Source organism: bacterium (assembly GCA_037131655.1).
Classification (GTDB): domain Bacteria; phylum Armatimonadota; class Fimbriimonadia; order Fimbriimonadales; family JBAXQP01; genus JBAXQP01.
The window spans coordinates 1-6,665 of record JBAXQP010000154.1 but is presented as its reverse complement, the minus strand read 5'-3'; the positions used below and the strand labels follow the sequence as shown (position 1 = coordinate 6,665).

Genomic DNA, 6,665 nt, shown 5'->3' with positions numbered 1-6,665 from the left:
GTTGAAAAGGGTTTGATCTCTCAACAATCGCTTATGGATCAGGCCTATTGGCGAGATGACAAACTCTCGGTGGGCAAGTTTGTTGAAGAGTTTGAAAAGAAGTGGAGCGCGAAGGTTCGCGTTAAGCGTTTCGTCAAACTAACCACCTCTGAGGAGGTCTAGGTTGGTCGCTGATGATGACATTGAAGATAATCCTCGCTTTAAGCGAGTATTGCTAAAGCTCAGCGGTGAGGTTTTTGCGGGCGGCAAAGGGTTTGGTCTCGATACCGAGACCATCCATAAAATCGCCCGCGAAATCGCCGAAGTGCAGGCATTAGGTGTCCAGATCGCCATCGTAGTTGGCGCGGGCAATATCATTCGAGGCAACGTTGCTGCCGAGAGTGGAATGGAGCACGCCACTGCCGACTATATGGGGATGCTGGGCACTGTTATTAACTCACTTTCTCTTCAAGAAGCCCTAGAAACGAAGTTCAACGTTCCAACACGCGTCCAAAGCGCAATCACTATGTCGGCAGTAGCCGAGCCGTTTATTCGGCGACGAGCTGTTCGACATCTTGAAAAGGGTCGAGTGGTCATTTTGGCTGCTGGAACGGGTAATCCGTTCTTCACGACCGATACGGCTGCTTCTCTTAGAGCCATTGAACTTCACGCGGATGTGCTTTTGAAGGCGACAAAAGTCGATGGCGTTTACGATAAAGACCCAAACATCTATCCGGATGCCATTCGATATAATGCTCTCAGTTACGATGAGGCGATTGAGCGGAAGCTGAAGGTTATGGACCTGACAGCATTGGCCATGTGTATGGAGAACAAACTTCCGGTCATCGTTTTCGATATCAATGATTATGGAAATATATTGCGCGCAGTACTAGGCGCAAACATCGGCACTACAATTGGAGGGAAACAAGATGGTTGAAGACCTATTGAAAGATGCGGAAAAACGAATGCAGCAGGCCGTGGAGCATGCTAGCCATGATTTTCAAACATTTCGTACGGGACGGGCGAACCCTATGATGCTTGAACGGATCACAGTCGATTATTTTGGGACGCCAACCCATCTTAATCAACTCGCTAATATCAGCGTACCTGAACCACGCCAAATTCTCATTACACCCTGGGATAAGAGCGCCTATCCGCTTATTGAAAAGGCCATTCAGAAGTCAGACCTTGGTATTAACCCAATGTCCGATAGCGCCGGTATTCGCCTGAATATCCCGCCTTTGACTGAAGATCGCCGCAAAGAAATGATTAAGCAGCTTCATAAGCGCGGTGAAGAAGCTCATGTGGCTATTCGTAATGTGCGACGCGACATCAACGATCACCTCAAGGCTGAAGAGAAAGCTAAGAAGATATCGGAAGATGATCGTAAGCGCGCAGAAGAAAAAGTTCAGAAAGTGACTGATAAATATATCGAGCAGGCAACACAGCTCCAGAAGAAGAAGGAAGAAGAGCTGTTGGAGGTCTGATGGCATCCAAGGGGCGCTCCGCAATCGATTCGAGCGAAGCATCCACTCGCGAATATGCGCAATCTCACGGTGTTGATTTAACACGGCTTCCTTCGCATATCGCGATTATTATGGATGGCAATGGCCGTTGGGCTCAGAAGCGCGGCCTTCCTCGTTTATTGGGTCATCGTCGTGGCTATAAGACCGTCCAAGAGATTGTTAGGTTCTCAACGGATGTAGGCATTTCAACGCTGACGCTTTATGTGTTCAGTGTTGAAAATTGGCGAAGGCCGATGGATGAGGTTAGTGGTTTGATGAGCCTCATTGAGCATGCGATTAAAGAGCAGCTTCGTGAACTTCATAAGAACGGGGTTCGAGTAACCTTCTGCGGGCGAATAGATCAACTTCCTGATTCGCTTCGAGAAGCTCTTTTAACGGGTATGGAGACGACACGGAATAACACCCGCCTGACACTTAACCTGGCAATCAATTATGGCGGGAGGGCAGAGATTGTCGATGCCGCTAAATCACTGGCGCGTGAAGCTGCCGCTGGGGCGCTCGATCCCGAATCAATCGATGATAATGCAATTTCGAGCCGGCTTTATACGGCTGCATTGCCTGACCCTGATCTCCTCATTCGAACTGCGGGGGAGATGCGGGTGAGTAATTTTCTCTTGTGGCAGATTGCCTACGCGGAGATTTATGTCACCCAAACATTTTGGCCTGATTTTACAAAGGACGAATTGATAACGGCGCTGATTGATTATCAAAAGCGCATACGAAAATTCGGGGGAATTGAGAAGAAGTAGTGTCAAAGAATGGAATTAGGCGAGTAGTCGTGCTTGGTTCGACCGGTTCGATCGGTCGACAGGTATTGGATGTTGCTTCACGCCTTAAGGACGAAATCCGGATTGTCGCTCTTGCAGCCAATAAAAATGCTGCCGGAGTTGCCGAACAAGCGCGTGCCTTGGGAGTTAAGCTTATTGGTTTAGTCGATCCCGAAGCTGCACGCGAGGCGCGTGATATCTTTGCCGGTACTGATGTCAAAGTGGTTGAGGGTATCGAAGGTTTATGTGAACTGAGCACGATGCCAGAGGCTGACATAGTGGTTGTGGGCGTTGCCGGTGTCGCTGGATTTAAGCCGACTGTTGCCGCAATTGAAGCCGGCAAAACGATTGCTTTGGCCAGTAAAGAGGTTTTGGTGGCAGGCGGTGAGCTTATTACCAAGATGCTCAAACGGAAAAAAGCACCTCTTTTACCCATCGACAGCGAGCATTCGGCTATTTTCCAATGCCTTCAGGGAAGCCGACCGGAGCAGATTGAAAAGATACTTCTTACCGCTTCCGGAGGGCCTTTCGCTAACAGTTCAGCTTCAGATTTGCATCGGGTAACGGTTGATGAGGCGCTCCAGCATCCAACTTGGCAGATGGGGTCTTTGGTAACTATAAATTCCGCAACCCTCATGAATAAAGGGCTTGAGGTTATCGAGGCTCACTGGCTTTTTGGGGTGGACGTGAGTCAGATTGAAGTAGTGATTCATCCGCAAAGCATCGTTCACTCGATGGTCCAGTTTAAAGACGGCTCGATTTTGGGGCAAATGGGCCTTCCTGATATGCGTCTGCCCATTCAATATGCGCTTCTTTATCCTGAGCGGGTAGATAGCCATCTCCCAAGACTTGACCTTACAAAAGTTGGCGGTTTGACTTTTACGGAACCGGACACGCAGAGGTTTCCATGCTTGAGCTTGGCCTATCATGCTGCGCGAACGGGCAAGACTATGCCGACGGTCATGAACGGAGCCAATGAAGCTGCAGTCGAATTATTTTTACAAAGAAAGATCGCTTTGGCAGAGATTCCACGTATTATACAAATAGTGATGACGCGGCATAACCCTGTAGAGGTTTCATTTGAATCGATTGTTGAAAACGATCAATGGGCGCGCAAAGTTGCTCGCCAGGTAGCAGTTTCAATGACAGAAGGAACAGGGCAGTAGGAACAGGGCAGTAGGAGGACTTAGAACTGATGCAAGTTTGGATATTTTCAGTAATTAATTTCATTATCATATTAGGCCTGTTGGTTTTAGCGCATGAAGGCGGACATTATTTGGCCGCTAAGCGCGCTAAAATGCGCGTTGATGAGTTTGCAATTGGAATGGGGCCGATTCTTGCTAGACTTGGCCATCATGGGGAAACCCTCTTCACCATTCGTTGGCTTCCAATTGGCGGCTTCGTAAAAATTGCAGGAATGACTCCTGATGAAGAAGATATCGAAGGTGGATTCAGCACGAAATCATGGGGTCAACGTGTCTTTGCTGTTTTTGCCGGTCCTCTTGCGAGCATTCTTTTCGGGTATATCGTTTTTGTCTTTCTCTGTATGTCAGTTGGAGTAGCTGATCGCCCGCTTCCAGTGGTAGATGTAGTATCGCCTAAATCTGAAGCTTCTAGAATAGGGTTGAAGACAGGGGACCGTATTTTAGCGATTGATAACCAGCCGACGCCGAATTGGGATACTATGTACAATATAGTCAAAGTGAGTGGCGGTAAGGTAATCACACTCTCAATCAAGCGTGGCAGCTCTCAAATTGAGTTAAAAGCTTCTCCAAAAAACATAGACCCGTTAAGCGGCAAGTTCAGCCAGAATGCCAAAATCGGCTTTTCACCTGAATATGAATTAAAACGTCTCGGTCCAGCCCAGGCATTCGTTTTTGGCTCCCAGTTTACTGTGAGAATGCTTGGCGATATGGTAGGGATGTTTAAGAGCGGCAAGAAGATCAAGGAGAATGTCGGGGGGCCAATTGCAATTGTGAGCATCACTCGTAAAGCCACAGAGAAAGGATTTGGCTCACTTCTAATGCTGGCTGGTTCTCTTAGTATTTCATTGGGCTTTATTAACTTATTCCCGATCCCAATCTTAGACGGCGGTCATATACTATTACTTTTTGTTGAGCGATTAAGGGGGGGGAGAAAGCTTTCTCTCCGTGCTCAAGTAGTGGTCCAATACATAGGGCTTGTGATGATCGTAGGCATCTTCATGTCCGTAATGTATCTTGACATTGCCCGTATCATCAACCACAAAATGCCTTAGGGTAAAGAAGATCCCTTCCTAAAGCCGCCAGATGGTTTCAGCGAACTTTATAGAGGAGCATTTTCTTATTGGAGTGCACTAGATGCAGCCAAGGAGGAGTGTTCTTCGAGAGGTCATCAAGCTGGATTCCTTTCCAGGCTGGTTTGCCTTTATAGGTGGCGATATAGTCAGTTTTTGTGTTTGCTAACAACTCCTCTGCTATTCCACCGGCTAGCATTCCATAGACAATTAATCGTTTGGTTGGATAAAAAGGAGTTTCTCCCCAATGGCCGCAATACACTCGTCTGCCAGCAAATGGCGGGATGTAGAGTGAAAACGAGGGAGGGGCTAATATCGCTGCATTCTTCGGCAGATTCGCGTCTATCCAAGCCAACATTTCGGTTTCGCCTGAGGTTATCGAAGTTCGATCTTCTTTCAATACATCCATCGATTGGACCTGTACACGGACCAAGTCCCGATAGACCCATCGAATGTTGCTGAATGTGGTAAGCATTAAGATAGCAAATGCGATTGCTGCTACCTTTTTTGGAGCTTTGCTTTCCAGCAATCCTATTAGCAGGATTCCAAATAGCGCCGCCAACGGGATGTGTTCTCCCATGAGCATCTTTCGTTGGAAGGCAACGGGGACATACGCTATAGCCAGACCGGCGATCGCCCAACATATAAGGAATGGGTGCGTCTTTGTTCTCTGCCGCCAAGCTAGGAGCAGGATTGTGCCGATCATTAGTAGACCATAACCCATCATATAATAGAAAAGATGCGGCGAAAGAGTTGGGACATCGGCGCGAAGTCGGAATACGGCTTCTGTTTTGTAAAGATAATATTGATAAGCCACCGATGGCATGGCGATGAGAAATGCTGAGGCTGATTGTACTAAGACTTTTCTATTGGCTCTTCGCACTACCAGATACAGCCCCCATGCTGCCGCCAGATGGAGATAGTCGTAGGAGTGGATGTTGCCGATGATAAGCATCAATAGGCCTGCGCCAAATGCCCAGCGCCAGCTTCCTTCTTTTTCTGCTCGAAGCAATGCATAGAAGCTGCTGACCATTAAGAGCAGCGATACAGCGAAAATCGGGTTGAGATAGAAGCTGAGGTAAGTTATCGCTTCCGGTTGCCACATATCAACGGGGGTACTGAGCCGAATAGGTCTCCACCAAGCACACCACCATAGCCATCCAAAGCCGGATGAAAGCAGCACAAAAAGAAGCGCCCATCTAGCTTTGCGCGTCTCGATATCCAACTGTCTTAAGAGCGCATAAACCACCGGTACGAATGCGAATGCGGCAACTGTTCGGGCTGTGTGAAGCCAAAACAGACCCGATAGGCCGGTTAGGCGAGAAAGCCGTCCAAGTAGCCAGAAGAATAAGTTGATAGTGATACTGTGCTGAGAATCGGTGGTGAAGCGGTTTGTGAATGTCCAATGCCCTTCCCATGCTTGTCGGATCCAGGCAAGGTAAACGCAGTTGTCCTGAGCATTAAAGTTAAGCCAGAGATAATGGCGGCCATAGGTTAATATAGCGCCAATTAAATAGGGCATTAGGGTCAGCAGAGCAAATCCAAATGCGGCTAGTAGTACGAACCTTCGGTCATTTAGGGTCGATTCTGTTGGCTGCGTTTTTACAGAGGCCATGCTTGTTCAGTCCTATTGCGTCCCGGTCCTTGGGGCGGAATCTTATAGAGAGAGACTTTATACTTGCCGAATTGGAAGATGTGGGCGACATTGGCTGGTTGGATTAGGTCTGGGTAGCCCCGCCGCCACCATTCTTCCGCCTGAACCCCATCACCCAACATCGTTACGTAAGTGGCATTAAATCGCTCGATAGGATATGGCCAATTGCAAAGGCCTGGACTGACCAGAACACTTTGTATCTGAGTTTCCGCGCAAAGCGGCGGCGCGCAATCGCCCACCACAACATCCCCATTCTTCATATTGTCCTGCATCCACTTGGTCGCCGCTTCCATCTGGTAGGTGCGATGGGTATACCAGTTGGTCAGCCATCCGATGTTAATCAGGAGAAATAGAATAATTGCTGATGGCGCTAAAAATGCTAGGCGGGGAAATTTCTTATCAATATCTTTTTGCCACCAACTTGAGGCGCGAAGGAGAACCCATGCCGAAAACCCCGCTATCGC

Annotated in this window: 7 protein-coding genes; 5 read left to right on the top strand and 2 right to left on the bottom strand. The window is 48.2% G+C overall.

Translation table 11 applies throughout. The features are described from left to right. The first annotated feature begins 163 nt into the window (after positions 1-163). The 5 genes from pyrH to WCO51_08155 are packed head-to-tail and all read left to right on the top strand — an operon-like array spanning position 164 to position 4,529. Positions 164-916, top strand: coding sequence for a UMP kinase (gene pyrH / locus WCO51_08175; GenBank protein ID MEI6513235.1), 753 nt, complete (start codon positions 164-166; stop codon positions 914-916). After that, positions 909-1,466, top strand: coding sequence for a ribosome recycling factor (gene frr, locus WCO51_08170; protein MEI6513234.1), 558 nt, complete (start codon positions 909-911; stop codon positions 1,464-1,466). Before pyrH ends, frr begins: the two co-directional genes overlap by 8 nt. Further along, positions 1,466-2,254, top strand: a complete 789-nt coding sequence (locus WCO51_08165; protein ID MEI6513233.1) for an isoprenyl transferase — start codon at positions 1,466-1,468, stop codon at positions 2,252-2,254. Before frr ends, WCO51_08165 begins: the two co-directional genes overlap by 1 nt. After that, positions 2,254-3,438, top strand: a complete 1,185-nt coding sequence (locus WCO51_08160) for a 1-deoxy-D-xylulose-5-phosphate reductoisomerase (protein ID MEI6513232.1) — start codon at positions 2,254-2,256, stop codon at positions 3,436-3,438. The genes WCO51_08165 and WCO51_08160 overlap by 1 nt, the downstream gene beginning before the upstream one ends. Before the next feature lie 29 nt (positions 3,439-3,467). Continuing rightward, a complete protein-coding gene (locus WCO51_08155; GenBank protein ID MEI6513231.1) occupies positions 3,468-4,529 on the top strand; it encodes a M50 family metallopeptidase in 1,062 nt (353 codons plus the stop codon). Positions 4,530-4,566: 37 nt separating this feature from the next. Here the strand turns inward: WCO51_08155 and WCO51_08150 are convergent, their stop codons facing one another. Both WCO51_08150 and WCO51_08145 read right to left on the bottom strand, forming a co-directional pair. Next, positions 4,567-6,162, bottom strand: a complete 1,596-nt coding sequence (locus WCO51_08150) for a hypothetical protein (GenBank protein ID MEI6513230.1) — start codon at positions 6,160-6,162, stop codon at positions 4,567-4,569. After that, positions 6,150-6,665 (bottom strand): hypothetical protein (locus tag WCO51_08145; GenBank protein MEI6513229.1); only part of this gene is annotated, 516 nt, incomplete at its 5' end. The genes WCO51_08150 and WCO51_08145, both read right to left, overlap by 13 nt.